At 72.3% G+C, this 17061-nt stretch carries 13 protein-coding genes; 5 read left to right on the top strand and 8 right to left on the bottom strand.

The features are described from left to right. Positions 1 to 38 precede the first annotated feature (38 nt). Complete coding sequence (locus tag VFG42_RS20360; protein ID WP_324910628.1) at positions 39 to 1172, bottom strand: LLM class flavin-dependent oxidoreductase; 1134 nt, start codon at positions 1170 to 1172, stop codon at positions 39 to 41. A gap of 119 nt (positions 1173 to 1291) precedes the next feature. Between VFG42_RS20360 and VFG42_RS20355 the strand changes: the two genes are divergently transcribed. Beyond that, complete coding sequence (locus tag VFG42_RS20355) at positions 1292 to 2134, top strand: SDR family NAD(P)-dependent oxidoreductase (RefSeq protein WP_324910627.1); 843 nt, start codon at positions 1292 to 1294, stop codon at positions 2132 to 2134. A 96-nt stretch (positions 2135 to 2230) separates the two neighbouring features. Here VFG42_RS20355 and VFG42_RS20350 read toward each other — a convergent pair whose 3' ends face one another. Beyond that, a complete protein-coding gene (locus tag VFG42_RS20350; protein WP_324910626.1) occupies positions 2231 to 3343 on the bottom strand; it encodes an LLM class flavin-dependent oxidoreductase in 1113 nt (370 codons plus the stop codon). 101 nt (positions 3344 to 3444) lie between these two features. Continuing rightward, a complete protein-coding gene (locus VFG42_RS20345) occupies positions 3445 to 3930 on the bottom strand; it encodes a VOC family protein (protein ID WP_324910625.1) in 486 nt (161 codons plus the stop codon). Between the two features lie 124 nt (positions 3931 to 4054). Here VFG42_RS20345 and VFG42_RS20340 point away from each other — a divergent pair, with 124 nt between their 5' ends. Beyond that, a complete protein-coding gene (locus VFG42_RS20340) occupies positions 4055 to 5350 on the top strand; it encodes a cytochrome P450 (protein ID WP_324910624.1) in 1296 nt (431 codons plus the stop codon). On the opposite strand, the gene VFG42_RS20335 is transcribed toward VFG42_RS20340, so the two are convergent. The 5 genes from VFG42_RS20335 to VFG42_RS20315 form a co-directional block, all read right to left on the bottom strand. Further along, positions 5337 to 6233, bottom strand: a complete 897-nt coding sequence (locus VFG42_RS20335; protein ID WP_324910623.1) for a LysR family transcriptional regulator — start codon at positions 6231 to 6233, stop codon at positions 5337 to 5339. The genes VFG42_RS20340 and VFG42_RS20335 overlap by 14 nt on opposite strands. Positions 6234 to 6260: 27 nt before the next feature. After that, positions 6261 to 8231: an acetoacetate--CoA ligase gene (locus VFG42_RS20330; RefSeq protein WP_324910622.1), complete on the bottom strand. Its 1971-nt coding sequence runs from the start codon at positions 8229 to 8231 to the stop codon at positions 6261 to 6263. 111 nt (positions 8232 to 8342) lie between these two features. Continuing rightward, positions 8343 to 8921, bottom strand: a complete 579-nt coding sequence (locus VFG42_RS20325) for a 2-hydroxychromene-2-carboxylate isomerase (RefSeq protein WP_324910621.1) — start codon at positions 8919 to 8921, stop codon at positions 8343 to 8345. Then, a complete protein-coding gene (locus VFG42_RS20320; protein WP_324910620.1) occupies positions 8918 to 9601 on the bottom strand; it encodes a hypothetical protein in 684 nt (227 codons plus the stop codon). The genes VFG42_RS20325 and VFG42_RS20320 overlap by 4 nt, the downstream gene beginning before the upstream one ends. Beyond that, positions 9598 to 11352, bottom strand: coding sequence for an arylsulfotransferase family protein (locus VFG42_RS20315; RefSeq protein WP_324910619.1), 1755 nt, complete (start codon positions 11350 to 11352; stop codon positions 9598 to 9600). The genes VFG42_RS20320 and VFG42_RS20315 overlap by 4 nt, the downstream gene beginning before the upstream one ends. Before the next feature lie 101 nt (positions 11353 to 11453). Between VFG42_RS20315 and VFG42_RS20310 the strand changes: the two genes are divergently transcribed. The 3 genes from VFG42_RS20310 (at position 11454) to VFG42_RS20300 (ending at position 17059) form a co-directional block, all read left to right on the top strand. Next, entirely contained in the window at positions 11454 to 12071 is a 618-nt protein-coding gene (locus tag VFG42_RS20310) for a TetR/AcrR family transcriptional regulator (RefSeq protein ID WP_324910618.1), read from the top strand. Then, positions 12064 to 13677: a sulfatase-like hydrolase/transferase gene (locus VFG42_RS20305; RefSeq protein WP_324910617.1), complete on the top strand. Its 1614-nt coding sequence runs from the start codon at positions 12064 to 12066 to the stop codon at positions 13675 to 13677. Before VFG42_RS20310 ends, VFG42_RS20305 begins: the two co-directional genes overlap by 8 nt. Before the next feature lie 154 nt (positions 13678 to 13831). Further along, positions 13832 to 17059, top strand: coding sequence for a hypothetical protein (locus VFG42_RS20300; protein ID WP_324910616.1), 3228 nt, complete (start codon positions 13832 to 13834; stop codon positions 17057 to 17059). Positions 17060 to 17061 lie beyond the last annotated feature (2 nt).

The following is a 17061-nucleotide window of genomic DNA, read 5'->3' as shown; positions in this document are numbered from 1 at the left end:
GCCTGACGGCGGCGCGCCGACGTGAGGAGGAGACGCGCCTAGGAGGCGGCCGGCGCCGCGATCACGTCGCGGACGTTGGGGGCGACCTCGGTCGCCAGCAGCTCGAGGTTGCGGCGGTACGCCGCGGCGTGCGCGCGCGGGTCCTCGATCGTGCCCCAGTCGTACTTGACCGGCAGCAGCGTGCCGAAGCCGCCGGTGTCCTCCTGGAGCTGGTTGACCTTCTCGGTCACCGTCTCGGGAGAGCCGACCAGGAACAGGTTGTCGATCAGGTAGTCCAGGTCGATGGCCTCGTCCGGGACCGACGGGTCGTGCTTGAGGAACGGCGCGGCGCCCATGCCGACCATCGTCTTGATGATGATCTCCTCCCAGAAGCGCCCCATCATGCTGTTCTTGACGTAGGCCTTGGCCTCCTCGTCGGTGTCGGCGACGAACGTGTCGCGGCTGACGCGCCAGAGCGCGCGGTCGGGCGTGCGGCCGGCGCTCTCGGCGCCGTCGGCGTAGGCCTGCCATGTGCCCTTCAGCGTCTCGGCGTTGAACATCATGCTCTGCGGGATGAAGCCCTTCTCCCCCGCCCAGCGCAGCGACGCGCTCGACGGCGAGATGCTCGCGACGGCGATCGGCGGGTGCGGGTCCTGGTAGGGCTTCAGCCAGGCGCGGTACGGGAAGTGGTTCTCGACGTTCTTGACGGTGTGGAACTGGCCCTCGTAGGTCCAGACGTTGGCCTCGCCGTCCTCGCCGACGTGCTCGGTCCACATCTTGATCATGATCTCGAGCGCTTCCTGCATGATCTTGCGGTTGTCGCCCGAGGCAGCGTCGACGTTGACGAGGGCCTGGTCCATCGGCAGGCTGCTGGCCGCCAGGCCGCAGATGAAGCGCCCCTGGGCCATGTGGTCGAGCTGGGCGATCCGCAGCGCCAGCGGGCCCGGCGCGTGGAAGAGCGGGATGTAGCCGCCGGTGCAGACCTTGATGTCCTTGGTCCGCGCGAGCGCCTGCGCGACGACCAGGTCGTTGGCCGCGATCGGCTCCCAGGGGTTGGTCTGATGCTCTCCGATCCAGGCTTCGACGAAGCCCAGCTCGTCCAACCACTCGATCTCCTCGAGATCCTGCTGGATCGCGTCGTACAGGGCGCGCTCCGGCGGGTGGCCGGGCATCATGAACATTCCGAGCTTCACCTGTGTTCTCCTCGCCGTTCGGTCTTCAAGTCGGGGTGACGATGGCTGGCGCCAGTCTTTCACCACGCGGTCCGCTCGTCAACTAGACTGTTGACGTCAACCTCAGCGAAGGGAGCAGGATGAGCTACAGCGGGCTGGATCTGACGGGCAAGGTGGCCGCGATCACCGGCGGAGCCTCGGGAATCGGGCTGGCGACGGCCCAGCTCATGGCGTCGCGCGGGGCCGCGGTCGTGATCGGCGACATCAACGAGACCGCTGCCGCGGAGGCGGTGGCGAGCATCGAGGAGGCCGGCGGCCGCGCGCTGGCGGTCACGACCGACGTCGGCGAGGACGCGCAGATCAAGAACCTCGTCGACCAGACCGTCGCGACCTACGGCGGCATCGACATCCTCTACAACAACGCCGCGCTGATGGCGCCGGAGATCAACGGGCCGGGCGGGCGCGACAACCTGATCGAGGACATCGACGCCGAGCTCTTCGAGCGCGTCCTGCGCATCGACCTCGTCTCCTACGCGCTCGGCGCCAAGTACGCGATCCCGCACATGCTCGAGCGCGGCGGCGGATGCATCCTGCACACCACGTCGGCCGGCGGCGAGGTGTCCGAGCTGCCGCGCGCGATGTACGGCACGGCGAAGTCCGGGATCATCGGGCTCAACCGCAACATCGCCACGCAGTACGGCAAGCGCGGCATCCGCTCGGTGGCGATCTCGCCCGGCGTGATCCTCACCCCGGCGGCCGAGGCCGTCGTCCCGCCGGAGCTCATCGACGCGCTCGTGCGCCACACGACGCACACGCGCATCGGCCGGGCGCGGGACATCGCCGAGCTGGCGGCGTTCCTGGCCTCGGACGCCGGCAGCTACATCACGGGCCAGACCATCACCGTCGACGGCGGCCTGCTCTGCCACCTGCCGACGTTCGCCGAGGAGTGGGACAAGGACTACGCCGCCGCCGCGGCGTCCTGAGCGGCCCCCTCCCCCGGACGTGACGAAGGCCCGCCTGCTCGGCGGGCCTTCGTCGTTCCTGGGTGACGCCGCGACCGTCGCGGGGCGGCAGCGCGCTCAGGTCGTGGAGGCGACCACGTCCGCGCCCGCCAGCTGGGGGATCACGGCCTCGCCGAAGAGGCGGATCGAGCCCATCGCCTGCTCGTGCTCGATGCCGGCGAACTGGGTGCCGGTGATGATCTGGGTGACGCCGACGTCGCGGTAGCGCTTGATCGTCTCCACGATCCGGTCGGGCGTGCCGACGAGGATCATCCCGTTCTCGAACAGGTAGTCGAACTTCATGCGCGCGGCGAGCTTGTCGGCCTTCTGGGAGGCCTCGGCGTACCACTCGTACCCGGGCGGCAGGTCGCCGCCGCGGCCCCACTGCAGGAAGTGCTCCATCGTGCGGTCGAGGTAGGCCGCGAACGGCTTCTCGGCGATGCGGCACGCCTCCTCGTCGGTCTCGGCGCAGAAGGTCATCATGAAGAGCCCGACGTTGTTGTTGGGCTCGCCCACCGGCGTCGCCCGGGCGAACGCCTCCTGGTACTCCTGGATCCGGCGGCCGACGATGTCGGTGCCCAGGCCGGTGCCGAACGCCAGCATGCCCGCGCCGAGCTCGCCGGCGAGCGTGAAGCTCGACGGGCTCGTGCCCGCCGACCAGATCGGCGGATGCGGCTGCTGCAGCGGCTTGGGGTGGACCTCGAAGCCGTTGATCTGGGTGTACTTCCCGTCGAAGGCGATCGGGCCGTCGGTGGTCCAGATCTTCGGGATCAGCTCCATCGCCTCGCGCCACATCGGACGGCTGTCCTCGAGCGCGATGTTGAAGCCGTCGAGCTCCTTGCCCACGATCGAGCGACCCGTGCCGAACTCGACGCGCCCGTTGGACAGGATGTCCAGGGCGGCCACGCGCTCGGCCGTGCGGATCGGGTTGTTGAAGCCGGCGGGGATCTGCACGACGCCGTGACCGATCCGGATGCGCTCGGTCCGCTGAGCGACCGCCGAGAGCCAGACCTCGGGGGCGGACGAGTGCGAGAACTCGCTCAGGAAGTGGTGCTCCACCGCCCAGACGTGGGAGAACCCGACGCGATCGGCCTCGACGGCCTGCTTCAGGGCGTTCCAGTACGCGTCGTATTCCGACCGAGGTTCCCAGGGCCGGGGCACCCCGAGTTCGTAGAGCAGCCCGAAGTCCATGTCCTATGCGTCTCCGTTCACATTCATCAGCGGTACTGAATTCACCCTAGTCTGCCGTCCGAGGGTTGTCAACAAGTCTGTTGATACGCGCGAGGTCCGCGTCATGACCGCGCCGCGGGCTCGACCTGGCCGAACTCGATCGGCATGCCGTCCGGGTCCTCGACATAGAAGCTGTGGGCGACCATGTCGCCGTAGCGCGAGGTCACGACCTCGGAGAGGATCTTCACGTCGCCGCGCCGCGCGATCTCGTCGTGCTTGGCCCGCGCGTCGGCGACCGCGAAGCACAGGTGCGGACACCCGCCCCTGTTGTGGCGCAGCGTCAGGCCCTCCCCCGCCCCGTCGAGGTACCGCACGAGCTGGAGGCGGAAGCCGTCGAGGCTCAGGTACCAGAACCGGATCCTCAGGCCCTGGTCGCCCATCAGCCGGTCGAAGGACTCGCTCGCGATCTCGCTCAGCCCCTCCTCGCGCATGCCGACGACGTTCACGTAGAAGTCGTGGGCCCGGTCGAGGTCCGCGACCGCGAGACCCATGTGGTTGAGACCGGTCCCCGCCGCGGGGATCGCGGTCGACGCGTCGCTGGCTGCCATGAGCCCTCCCGTCAACATTGATGTTGCTGTCAAGGCGCGACGATATCAACGCCGTCGTTGACCTGCCGGGCCACCGAACGTAGACTCGACACGCTCAACCCCCACGGCAACCAGGAGAACTGCTGTGTCGCAAGCTGTCCCCGAGATCGACTTCGCGTCGGCCGAGACCATCCAGTGCCCCTTCCACGCCTACCGCGAGCTGCGCGACGAGGCCCCGGTCTGGAAGGACCCGATCACCAGCACCTTCCAGGTCACGCGCTACGAGGACGTCCGCAAGATCGTCCTCGACCCCGAGAACTTCCCCAACGGCGCCGGCGCGACCAGCCCGATCGAGATGCTCAGGTCGATCCCCGACCCGACGCCCGAGATCAAGGCCATGCTGGAGCTGGAGATCGAGATCCAGAAGCTGTACGAGGAGGACGGCTGGGTCCCCACCGTCAGCCTTCTCGGCTACGACGGCGAGCGGCACACGGGCCTGCGCAAGCTCTTCGACGACTTCCTCAAGCCCGCGCGCATCGAGCGGTGGAAGCCGCACGTCGCCGACGTCGCCAACGAGCGCATCGACGGGTTCATCGCCAAGGGCACCTGCGACTGGACCGAGGAGTTCTCCAGCTACTTCCCGGGCTACGTCATGGGCCCGATCATCGGCGTCCCGCGCGAGGACATCCCGATGGTCAAGGACTGGACCGTCGCGTGGATCGACCGCCTGGGCATGATGCAGACGCCCGAGGAGCGGATCGAGTCCGTCCGCCAGGAGATCCAGGCCCAGAAGTACTTCTACGGCCTGATCCAGAAGGTGCGCGAGACCCCGGACGACAGCTGGCTCAGCCACCTGGTCAACACCGAGGTCCCGGCCTGGGGCCGCAAGCTCAACGAGAACGAGATCATGAGCGAGCTGATGATCGACGTGTTCGTGGGCGGCGCCGAGACGACGACGCACGCGCTGAACGCGGGCATGTGGCTGCTGGCCGGCAACCCCGAGGTCCAGGAGAAGGTCTACAGCGACCCCGAGAAGTACGTCGGGCCGTTCATCGAGGAGGTCCTGCGCCTGGAGACCCCGGCCCAGGGCACCTCGCGGACGACGGTCAAGGACATGGAGCTGCACGGCGTCCACATCCCGGCCGGCTCGACGCTCCTGCTGCGCCCCGGCGCCGCCAACCGCGACGACCGCCGCTACGACAACCCGGACGACATCGACCTGGACCGCAAGAACCCGCGGACGCACCTGACGTTCACCACCGGCAAGCACCACTGCGTGGGCGCCCCGCTGGCCCGGCAGGAGCTGAACATCGCGTTCCAGACCGTCACCCAGCGGATGAAGGACATCACGTTCACCCCGGACAAGAACGACTTCGCGGTGATCCGCAACTACTTCATGCGCGGCCTCAAGCAGCTCCACATCGACTTCACGGCGCGCTGAGGCCCAGCCGCTCGCGCGCGATCGCCTCCAGCGCCCGGCCGGCGGGCGAGGGCTCGTGGTCGCGGGGGCGGGCGAGGTGGATCCGGTGGACGAGACCGCGATCGGGGAGGTCGAGGGTGACGATGCCCTCGGCCTCCGCGCCCGCCTGCGAGCGCGGAAGGATCGCGACGGCCAGGCCGCGGGCCACGAGCGCGCGCATCCGGACGGGATCGCTGAACGTGAACGCGACCTGGGGCTCGAAGCCCGCCGCGGCGGCCGCGCGCTCGACCGCCGCGCGGATCGTCGCGCCGGGGTGGAAGACGGCGAAGCGCTCGGCGCGGAGGTCGCGCAGCCGCACGCGCTTGCGCGACGCGAGCGCGTGCGACGCGCCGACGCAGAGGACGAGCCGCTCCTCGGTGACCAGCGTCAGCTGGAGCCCGCGGCGGTGGTCCTCGTCGAGGCCGGTCACCAGCCCGAGGTCGAGCTCGCCGTCCCGCAGCCGGCGCGCGACCTCGACGCTCAGCGCGTCGCTGACGTCGAGCTCCACGGCGGGGTGGGCGTCGTGGAACGCGGCGACGACCGCCGCGACGTCGACCGGCCCCGGCGTCGAGCTGACGCCGAAGCGCACGCGTCCCTCCAGCAGCCGGCGCTCGTTCTGGGCGTCGGCCCGGGCCGCGTCGACCTCCCCGAGGATCCGACGCGCGCGCTCGACCATCCGCTCGCCGGCGTCGGTCAGCGAGACGTGGCGCGTCGTGCGGTTGACCAGCCCCACGCCGAGCTCGGCCTCCAAGGCCTGGATCTGCCGTGAGAGCGCGGGCTGCGCGACGTTGGCACGCCGCGCGGCGCGGGTGAAGTGCCGCTCGTCGGCGAGCGCCACGAGGTAGCGCAGCTGTCGGATCTCCATACCGTCTCGGCATGGATTCCAGCAGATTCAGAGCGCCTTGGCCATGGCGACGAAGGCGTCGAGCGCCTGCGGGTTCGCGAGCGACTCCCGTGCGGCGACCCGCTCCGCGGGCTCGCCCGCGAGGATCCGCTTGACCGGCACCTCGAGGACCTTGCCGCTGAGCGTGCGCGGGACCTCGGCGACCCGCGTGATCTGATCGGGCGTGTGGCGCGGCGAGCAGTCGGTGCGGATCCGCGTCCTGATCCGGGCGACGAGGTCGTCGGTCAGCTCCTCGCCGTCGCGCAACACCACGAACAACGCCATCCAGCCGTCGGTGCCCGCCTTGGGCACGTCGACGACCAGCGCGTCGACCACGTCCTCCTCGGCGAGGACCGCGCGGTAGATCTCGCTGGTGCCCATGCGGATCCCGCCGCGGTTGATGGTGGAGTCGCTGCGGCCGTGGATGACCGCCGTGCCGCGCTCGGTGATCTCGATCCAGTCCCCGTGGCGCCAGACGCCGGGGTAGACGTCGAAGTAGGACTCGCGCAGGCGCGTCTGGTCCTCGTCGTCGCCCCAGAGGCTCACGGGCATCGACGGCAGCGGCTGGGTCAGCACCAGCTCGCCGACCTCGCCGACCACCGGCCGGCCGGCCGGGTCGAAGGCGTGCAGGTCGGCGCCCAGCGCGCGGGCCTGCAGCTCGCCCTCGTGGACCGGGAGCGTCGGGACGCCGCCGACGAACGCGCTGACGACGTCGGTCCCGCCGCTGGTCGAGAACAGCCACGTGTCGGCGCCGACGTGGTCGTAGACCCACTGGAAGCCCTCGGGCGCCAGCGGCGAGCCGGTCGAGCCCACCGCGCGCAGCGCGCGCAGGTCGCGCCCGCCGCCCTGGGGCTCGACGCCGGCCTTCATGCACGACGCGATGAAGCTCGCGCTCGTCCCGAACGTCGTCACGCCGGCCTCGGCGGCCAGGTCCCAGAGGCGGTCGAGCGTCGGCGTCCCCGGGTTGCCGTCGTAGAGCACGATCGAGGCCTCGGTCAACAGCACGCCGACCAGGAAGTTCCACATCATCCAGCCGGTCGTCGTGAACCAGAACACGCGGTCGCCCGCCCGGGCGTCCAGGTGCAGGTTCATCACCTTGAGCTGCTCCAGCAGCACGCCGCCGTGGCCGTGGACGATCGCCTTCGGCAGCCCGGTCGTGCCGGAGGAGTAGACCACCCACAACGGATGGTCGAAGGGGACGCGAGCGAAGCGCGGCGCCTCGTCGTCGTCCTCGGCGCCCAGCGCCTCCCACGCGATCGCCCCGTCCGGGGCCTGGAGGCCGAGGTGGGAGAGCATCACGACGTGGTCCAGCGAGGCGATCTCCTCGCGTAGCGCGACCGCGGTGTCGCGCCGGTCGAAGTCCTTGCCGCCGTAGCGGTAGCCGTCGACGGCCAGCAGCACCTTCGGCTCGATCTGCGCGAAGCGGTCGGCGACCGAGCGCGCGCCGAACTCCGGCGCGGCCGAGGACCAGATCGCGCCGATCGACGCGGTGGCCAGGAACGCCGCCACGGTCTCCGGCGCGTTGGGCAGGTAGGCCGCGACCCGGTCGCCGCGGCGGACGCCGAGGCGCCGCAGCCCGGCCGCGACGCGCGCCGTCTCGTCCTCCAGGTGGCCCCACGTCCACGCCTGCAGCCCGGCGCGCTCCGAGCTGAACCGGATCGCGGGCGCCGCGCGGTCGCGATCGCGGAAGACGTGCTCGGCGTAGTTGAGCCGCGCGTCGGGGAACCAGCGGGCGCCGGGCATCGCGGCCTCCTCCAGGGCGCGCGCGTGGTCGCCGTCGGCCCGCACCGCGAAGAACTCCCAGATCGCGCTCCAGAAGCCGGCGACGTCCTGCACCGACCACGACCACAGCTGGTCGTAGGACTCGGTGACCCGCACGCCACGCGTCCGCTCGACCCAACCCGCGAACCGCGTGATCGTCGCGTCCGCGACACGCTCCGCCGACGGCGTCCACAGCACCCGTGGCTCGGCCCCGTCCATCGATCCACCCATGCGAGGACCATCGCCGACCGCACCCGCGCTGTCCAAGACGAGATCGCTCTGACACCGATGCCACGACGGCATCGCCGGGCCACGGGCGACCGCCGCGGCCTACCCGGCCCGCAGCACCACCTCGAGGTCCTCGATCCGGTCCTGGCCCCAGAACCGCTCGCCGCGATAGGTGAACACCGGAACGCCCCATTGGCCGAGCGCGGCCAGCGCGTCGGTGTTCGCCTCGACGCGCGCCCGCAGCGCGGGGTCGGACAGCGCGGCACGGCACGCGCCCCACTCCAGCCCCGCGCGCTCGCAGACCGTCCGCAGCCCGCGGTCGCGCGCGACCTCGACGGCCTCGCCCCAGATCGCGCGGCTCGCCTCCTCGACGAACGCGCGCTCGCGGCCGACGTCGACGGCGTGCTCGCCCACCGCCAGGCAGCGCAGCGCGCCCTCGCCGACCGGATCGTGGATCCGCCCGAACGGCATCCCCAGGCGATCGGCCTCGCGCGCGACGTCGCGCAGCGTGTGCAAGGACTTGGACCGCGGCACCGACTGGCCGCGCATGACCATCGGGACGACGCCGCGGTAGACGACCTCGACGTCGTGGCGGTCGGCCAGCGCGAACGCGCGCGGCGCCGCCAGGTACGAGTACGGGCTGCGGAACGAGAAGAAGAACTCCACCCGGCGGTCGCTCACCGCGCCCACCCCAGCGTGTCCAGCCACGCGGCGATCTGCGCGGGCCGGTCGTGCGCGAACCACCAGCGGCCGTGGCTGTAGGCCGCGGGCGTGTCATACATCTTGCGCCGCGCCATGCGGCGCTCGTTGCGCCGCACCGGATCGACCTCACCGAGCGGCGGCGGGTCGGCGCCGCCGAACGCCGCGCGCCACAGCGCCGCGTAGCCCTCGGGCTCCACGGCGTCGGTCTCGGCGGGCATCATCCACAACCTGGTCGCGGCGGCCACGCAGAAGGCGGTCAGCGCGCGCGACGGCGCCTCGGCGGTCGCCACCCAGCGCGCCAGGAACGCGACCTCCTCGGGCGCGACCGGCGCGTCGCGCGCCAGCGCCCGGCCGGAGCGCGCGGCGAGGCGGTTCGCGTCGACGATCGCGTGCTCGCGCTTCTGCCCGGCCGCCGGGTCGCCCGCGATCCCGCGCGCGACGACCGGCCGCGGGGCCAGCGTGACGTCGAAGCGCGCGAGCCGCTCGGCGAGGTCGATGACCGCGACCGCGCTGCACGGGTCGTCGAAGGCGAAGTACAGCTCGACCCGCCCGCGGCGGCCCAGCGCGCGCCGGAGCCGCGCCGCCCCGCGGGCCGGCGCCTCGATCCGGGACGCGGCGACGACCGCGCGCGGCAGCACGCGGCGGGTCAGGCGGCTCACGCGGCGTCCACCGCGGTCGGCCGCGACGACCCGAGCGTCCGGCCCCGCGCGTCGAGCGCCCGCACCACCACGCTGGTCGCGTCGGGGACCGTCAGCGTGGTCTCGAACCCGGCGCGCGCGGCGGTGGCCGCCGGCGTGGTCCCGCCGTCCGTCAGGACCTGCCAGCGGGCCACCGCCGTCGCGCCGTTCCAGGACACCGCGACGCGCACGGCGCCCGTCGCGGGATCGCGCCGCGCGACCGCGTCGGGCCGCGTCGTCGGCCGCGCGCTCCACGCGGCGCGGATCGTCCGGTAGCTGCCGTCGCCGTCGGGCAGCTGGGCGTCGAAGACGCGCCGCCCGCTCGGCGTGAACTCCGAGAACGGCCCCGCGGCGCCGAAGCCGACGAACAGGTTCCCGTTGCCGAGCTCCTGCACGCTGCCCTCGCTCTGCGCGCTGGTGTCCTCGGGCCGCGTGACCGACCGCACCACCTTCGCGGTCTTCCGCCTCATGTCGAGTTGCAGCACCAGCCCGCGCGAGGCGCCCTTGCGCGGCGGCCCGGCCTCGTCGTCGAACAGGCTGACGCGATCGCCCGGCAGCATCCGCGCGTCGTGCTGCAGCCAGAAGCGCGTGCCCGGGCCCATGCGGAACGTGCTCCGGCGGCCGCCGAGCCGCCACGCGATCCGCCCGCTGCGCGCGTCGACCGAGTAGATCGCCGACGCGTCGCGGGCCGAGACCAGCAGCCGCCGGCCGCCGTCGATCGGCTGGACCGAGTTGATGTGGTAGACGTCGTTGGCGGCCGAGACCGCGGGCGAGGCGTAGGACTCGCTCAGCGGGATGTGGCCGAGCGCGTGCCACTCCCACACGACCAGCCCCGTGCGGACGTCGATCCGCTGGATGATCGAGTCGAGCACCGGCTTGCCGTCCACGAGGACCGGCGAGTACACGGTGGCCAGCGCGTCGCCGTCGGCGGTGAGCGCCAGCTCGTGGAGGTCCATCCGGTAGCCGTTGCCCGCGTGGACGGTGGCGACGGTCCGGTAGGACGTGTCGGCGATCACGGCCTCGCCGAGCCCGAAGGCCTGGACGGTCACCGGGCCCTGCCACCACGTCAGCACGCGCTTGCCGCGGTAGCGCTGGACGGCGAGGTTGGCCGCGACGTCGGGCGCCGCCAGCGGCCGGAACCACACCAGCCTGCCGTGCGCGTCGGAGATCATCGGCCCGCCGGGGCCGACCGGCGCGATCGAGACGGTGTTCGTGCTGCCGGGATGGATGACCGGCGAGGGCAGCGGGGTCATCAGCGTCGCCGCGTCCGAGCCCGAGTCGTCGCGGTTGACGGTGATCCTCGGCGCCAGGAGATCCGGGCGCGTGGCGAAGTGCTCCAACTTGTCGGGCTGCGTGCTCGGGAGGTTGAGGATCGGCGGGATCGGCGCGAGCCGGGCGGTGGTGAACGCGGTCCGGAGGGCACGCGCCGCGCCGCGCAGCCGCGCGGTCACGACCACGCGCTCGCCCGCCGCGAACGGCGCGGCGGGGACGAACGACGCCCCGCGCCCACCCGAGTAGGCCTTCAACCGGCCCGCGTGCGGGCCGGTCCGCGCGCCCACGGCGCGCACCGAGAGGATCCGCGACGGCGCCACGCCGAGCAGGCTGATCTGGGTCGCCGGGTTGGCGTCCGGCGTGCCGTCGAGGGGTGAGATCGCGACCGCGGCGCGCGTGGCGGGCGCCACCGCGAGCAGGGCGGCGACGGCGACTCCCAGCGGCGCGAACGAGCGGGACAACGGCATCTCCTCACAGAGCAGGCGACCGACCCAGCGCCTGTTGGCGGTGATTACAACAGTTGTTGGAACCGGCGTCAACAACGCGTATGGTGTCGACCCGGATGCCCGCCCCCAAGCCCGAGCCCGGCCGCCGTCTGGCGCCCGACGACCGCCGCCAGGAGATCGTCGACGCGGCGCGGCGCCTGTTCTCGATGCGGCCCTACCGGTCGGTCTCGACCACCGAGATCGCCGCGGAGGCCGGCGTCGCGCGGTCGCTGGTCCACCACTACTTCGGGGGTATCCGCGGCGTGTTCCTGGCGGTCGCGGCCGAGGGCGCCCTGGCGCTGGAGCAGGCCCGGACGGCCGGGCCCGAGCTGTCGTTCGAGGAGCGCACGGCGCACAACGTGGCCGCGCACCTCGACGTGATCGCCGAGCACCGCGAGACGTGGATGGCGCTCGTCGGCCAGCCGATCGACCCGGCCGACGCCGACATCGCCGCGCTGGTGCTGGCCGCGCGCGAGCGCGCCGTCGAGATCACGTTGAACGCCAACCGCGACCTCGTGCGCGACACCCCGCGGGCCCGCTTCGCGCTGCGCTGCTTCTCGGACTTCACGATCGCCGCGACGCGCGCGTGGCTGCTCGGCGAGCAGACCCGTGAGGAGACCGAGGCGTTGCTGCTGACGACCGGTCGCATGCTGTTGTCCACCGTCATCCCGACCCTGAGCGATGATCATGCCTGAACGCCCCCCGAACCTGATCCTGATCGTCACCGACCAGCAGCGCGCACCGCGGCACTGGCCCGAGAGCCAGGAGTGGCTCGACGCGCTGATGCCCAACGACGCCGAGCTGCGCCGCACCGGCATGACGTTCTCGCGCGCGTTCATCGCGTCGGCGATGTGCTCGCCCAGCCGCGCGAGCATCTTCACCGGTCGCTTCCCCGCCAACCACGGCGTGACGCTGACGATGACCCACGGCGACCTGTTCCCCGACCCCAGGAACGTCCCGTCGGTGCTGCGGACGGCCGGACGGCTGGCGCTCAGCGGCGAGGTCCCGCGCGGGCACCTGGCGCGCCAGTTCACGCGCGGGCTGCTGCGGATGGGGCCCAAGGCGGGCAACGAGCCGCAGCTGTCGCCGGCGATCCCGACGCTGGGGACGCTCCTGCGCGAGCGCGGCTACCACGTGGCGCTGAAGGGCAAGTGGCACGTCACCAAGCCGATCGACGGCCACGCGTGGACCGCGGCGGACGCCGCCAAGCTCGAGCGCGACCACGGCTTCTCCGACTGGGAGCCGACCGGCGCGGGCGGCGACGTCAAGGCCACCAACTTCGGCGGCGGCCGCGCCGGGGCCAGCGGCGAGGGCTGGGACGAGGACTACACGCGGCAGATGGAGGAGTGGCTCGGGCGCGCCGACCTGCCGGAGCCGTTCTGCCTCGTGTGGTGCCTGGTCAACCCGCACGACGTGCTCGGGTACCCGTCGTCGTTCGCGACCGGCGGGTACACGCTGGAGGAGTTCGCCGACCTGCGAGTTCCGCTGCCGGCGACGATCGACGAGGACCTGCGCACGAAGCCGACCGTGCAGGCGATGACCAAGGTCGGGCAGGCGTCCTACCTGGGGAACCTGGGCGGGCGCGAGGCCGAGCAGGCCTACGCGAACTTCTACGCGCACCTGCACCGCGTGGTCGACCGCAAGATCGGCCGGCTGGTGTCGCTGCTCGGCGACCCGGGCGATCCGGCGTCGCTGCGCTCGCGCACCGTCGTGGTGCGCACGTCGGACCACGGCGAGCTCGGCCTCGCCCACGGCGGGCTGCGGCAGAAGATGTTCAACGCCTACGAGGAGGCGATCCACGTCCCGCTGGTCGTCTCGCACCCCGGGATGTTCCCGGCGCCGCGCGCCAGCGACGCGCTGGTGTCGCTGGTCGACCTCGTCCCGACGATGCTGGGGCTGACCGGTCAGCCGGGCGATCCCACGTCCTTCGACGGCGTCGACCTCGGGCCGGTGCTGCGCGGCGAGGCCGAGTCGCTCCGCGACGCGGTCCTCTTCACCTACGACGACCACCAGGCCGGGACCGCGCTGCAGGACGCTCCCGGCCAGCCGAACCGCATCCGCTGCGTCCGCGACGCCCGCTGGAAGTACGCGGTCTACGTCGACCCCTCGGGACGCGTCGCGCCCGAGTACGAGCTCTACGACCTGCGGACCGACCCCGACGAGGCGATCAACCTGGTGGACAAGCACGACGGCCTCGGGCGCACGCACGAGACCGCGCGCGAGGCCGGGCGCATGCACACGCTGCTCGAACGCGCCTGCGAGCGCGCGGGCGTGCCGCTGCGGACGCCGTTCCCGACCTGAGCGCGGGTCAGCGGCGGCGGCCGGCGTCGGCGTACCGGCGCCCGAGCAAGCTCTGACCGCCATAGGTCACGGTTATCACCCGGACGTCCGCCCGATCTCTGATGGGATCGGCGCGATGCGTGCTCTCTCCACGGTCCGGTCCCCCTCGCGCCTCATGCGGTTCGCGCTCGTGCTCGTCGCCGTCCTCGCGGCGCCCGCCGCCGCGAACGCCGCCGACACGACGATCACGTTCAACGGGCTCGCCCAGAACACGACGATCACCGATCAGTACTCCAGCCAAGGCGTGGTGTTCGGCGCGCCGACGAGCTTCGGCTTCGCGAACATCAACAGCAGCTGCGGGGGCGGCCCGGTCTACGCCTACAACAACGAGGCGGCCCTCCAGTACTGCGGGGGCACGAGCGAGTTCCCGATCTACGGGTCCTTCGGCGCGTTCAACACGCCGCGCGGCAAGGTCTCGATGCTCGTCCACCAGGACTACAACGGCGACAGCCAGGAGTCGTTCCAGCTGAAGGCCTTCAACGCCGGCCGCCAGCAGGTCGGGAGCGCGTCGGTCCCGATCACCTCCGGCTACCAGGCGCTGACGATCCTGCGCGGCCAGAACGACATCAGCTACTTCTCGATCTACCGCGACAGCATCGCGGCGAGCGTGCACCCGCGCATCGACAACTTCACCTTCGACAACCCGCCCCCGCCGGTGACGCCCGACCCGCCGAGCATCTCGGTCGGCATCACGGGCCTGACCGGCAACGGCCACCTGATCCGCGGCGGATCGATCGACGTCACGGTGCGCGTCCTGCGCCAGAACGGCTCCACCGGCGCCGTCAACCTCGCGGTCTCCGGGCTGCCCTCCGGCGTGGCCGGCACGTTCTCGCCCAACCCCGTCACCGGCTCGGACTTCGTCACGACCGCAACCCTCCACCTGACCGCGTCCGCGACGGCGGCGTTGGGCAACAACTACACCGCGACGGTCACCGCGACGCCGACCTCCACGGCCGGGTCCTCGCCGCAGACGGCGACCTTCGGCTTCCTGGTCACCGAGCCGTTCCACCTCGTCCTCCTCAACACGGTCCCGGACGTCGGGACCTGCGCGCCGTCCTCGTTCCCCATGCGGGTGGACGTCGAGCCGGGCTTCACCAGCCCGATCCACCTGAGCGTCTCCAGCAGCACGCCGACCGTCAAGGCCGCCTTCGCGAGCGACACCTACACGCCCGGGTCCTCGGCCGCGCCCACGTCGATCGCCCTCACCAAGGGCGACAGCGCCACGGGCGCGATCGACGGCACGCTGCGGGTCACGGCCGGCAGCGGCTCCGTCAGCCAGACGCTGACCGGTCGCTTCCGCCGGATCACGACGACGATCGGCGGCGCGACGATCGGCGACTCGGGCACGCCCGCCGGCGTGGTCGACGCGCCCCGCATGGGCCGCCTCGGCTCGCTCGTGCGCCTCTCGGGCACGGAGCTCTGCGCCGGCCAGACCGTGTTCTTCGGCGGCGGCGACTCGGTCGGCGCGCCCGTGACCGGCGTCAGCGGCGACCACACCGTCGGGTACGTCCGCGTGCCGTTCACGGCGACCTCGGGCGTGCCGCGCCTGACCAGCCCGGACGGCGACCGCACCGGCCCGGCGATGAACGTCATCACGTTCCGCGACACGTTCGGCTTCTCGTTCGCCAACTTCAAGTCGGCGGGCCCGGCGTGGGAGGACCTCGCCGCGCTGTACGGCAGCAACCAGGTCTACGTCCGCGTCAACCCGTGCAAGGCGCTCACCTTCGGCTTCGTGAGCTGCGGCGTGCGGACGCCCGTCCCGCGCCCGGACGTCGCGATCTACCTCGCGGGCATCTCCGACTACGGCGAGAACGGCAACTGCTACGGGCTGTCGCTCGGGGCCTACCGGCTGTGGAGCGGACGCCGGGCGCTGTCGGGCTTCCCACCGGCCGGGGCGCCGACGCCCTGGCTGCTCGACGGCCCGGGCGGCCCGTCGGGCGGCCTGCGCTACTACGTGCGCCTCATGATGATCGTGCAGTCCTCCAGCGAGGTCCTCAAGATGCGCAAGGCCACGTTCGGCAAGGACGACCCGGCGTCGCTGAACCGGCGGATCGCCGCCATGCTCGCCCAGGGCCATCCGGCGATGATGTCGATCCGCGACAAGGACTCGGGCCATGCGGTCGTGGCCTACGGGCTGACGCCGACCGGCGACGGCTACGACATCCAGGTCTACAACCCCAACGACCCCGAGATGACCGACGAGTACGCCGGCACGGCCACGCACGACGATCGGCTGGGCCACTCGGTGATCCACGTCCACAACAACGGTCGCTGGGACTTCGACGAGCTCAAGTACCACGAGGGCATGGGCCGCATCGGGGCCTACGACATCACGGCGATCCCGGACGTCGTCACGACGCCGACCGGCCTCGACGACATGCTCGTGGCGCTGAGCAGCTCGGCGCACACGGTGCTCGGCGATCCGACCGACGCGTCGGGCAAGCCGATCGCCGGCGCCGAGACCCTGCCCGCCGAGGAGGGCGGCGCCCCCGGCTCGGTCACGACGCTCATCCCCACCGGCACGGCGGTCGACACGCCGCTGAGCGGCTCGGGCGGCACCGTCGCGCTGCTGGGCAAGCACGCCGCGTTCCAGATCGACGGGACCGGCAAGGCGCTCACGCTCGACAAGGCCGGTGAGGTCATCGGCGTCGACGGCGCGCGCAAGGGCATGGTCATCACCGCCGCCGCCACCGGCGGCGCCACCGACCGCACGGCGACCGCGACGTTCGCCGGCGCCGGCGACGACGCGATCGGCTTCCGCGGCGCGTCGGCGCTGACGGTCAGCGCCGGCGCCGCCGGCGGCACGGTCGCGCTGACGCTCGGCCAGGCCGGCGCGTCGGGCGCCGGGTCGGTCACGCTGCCGGCGCTGCGCCTGCGCGGCGGCGAGACGGCGACGGTCCGTCCCGCGTCGTTCACCGCCGCCGGCACGGTCGCCGTCACGCTGAAGGGCAAGGGCGGCAAGACGCGCCGCGTCACGCTGCGCAGCCGCGGCGCGAAGGCGCTGGCGTCGGTGAGGTCGTTGAAGGCCAAGGCCTCCGGCGCGCGGGTGACGGCGACGGCGACGGTCAAGCTGCCGGCGACGGGTGTCCCCTCGAGCGGCACGCTCGTCTGGCAGGCCCGCAAGGGCAAGAGCCTGAAGAGCAAGGTCGTCAAGAAGGGCACCGTCGAGCTGACCGCCGCCCAGGTGGCCGCCCGGGGCGGGATCCACCAAGCCTTCAAGGTCACCGCGCCGAAGGGCGCCTACCACGTCACGGTGACGCTCGTGGTCGGCTCGTCGGCCAAGGGCGGCGTCGCACCAGCGATGGCCACCCGCCACACGACGATCGCGGTGAAGGTGCGGTAGGC

This window comes from Baekduia sp. (assembly GCF_035685985.1).
GTDB lineage: Bacteria > Actinomycetota > Thermoleophilia > Solirubrobacterales > Solirubrobacteraceae > Baekduia.
Note: the sequence above shows the minus strand (reverse complement) of the source record. Positions and strands in the feature narration are given on the sequence as shown.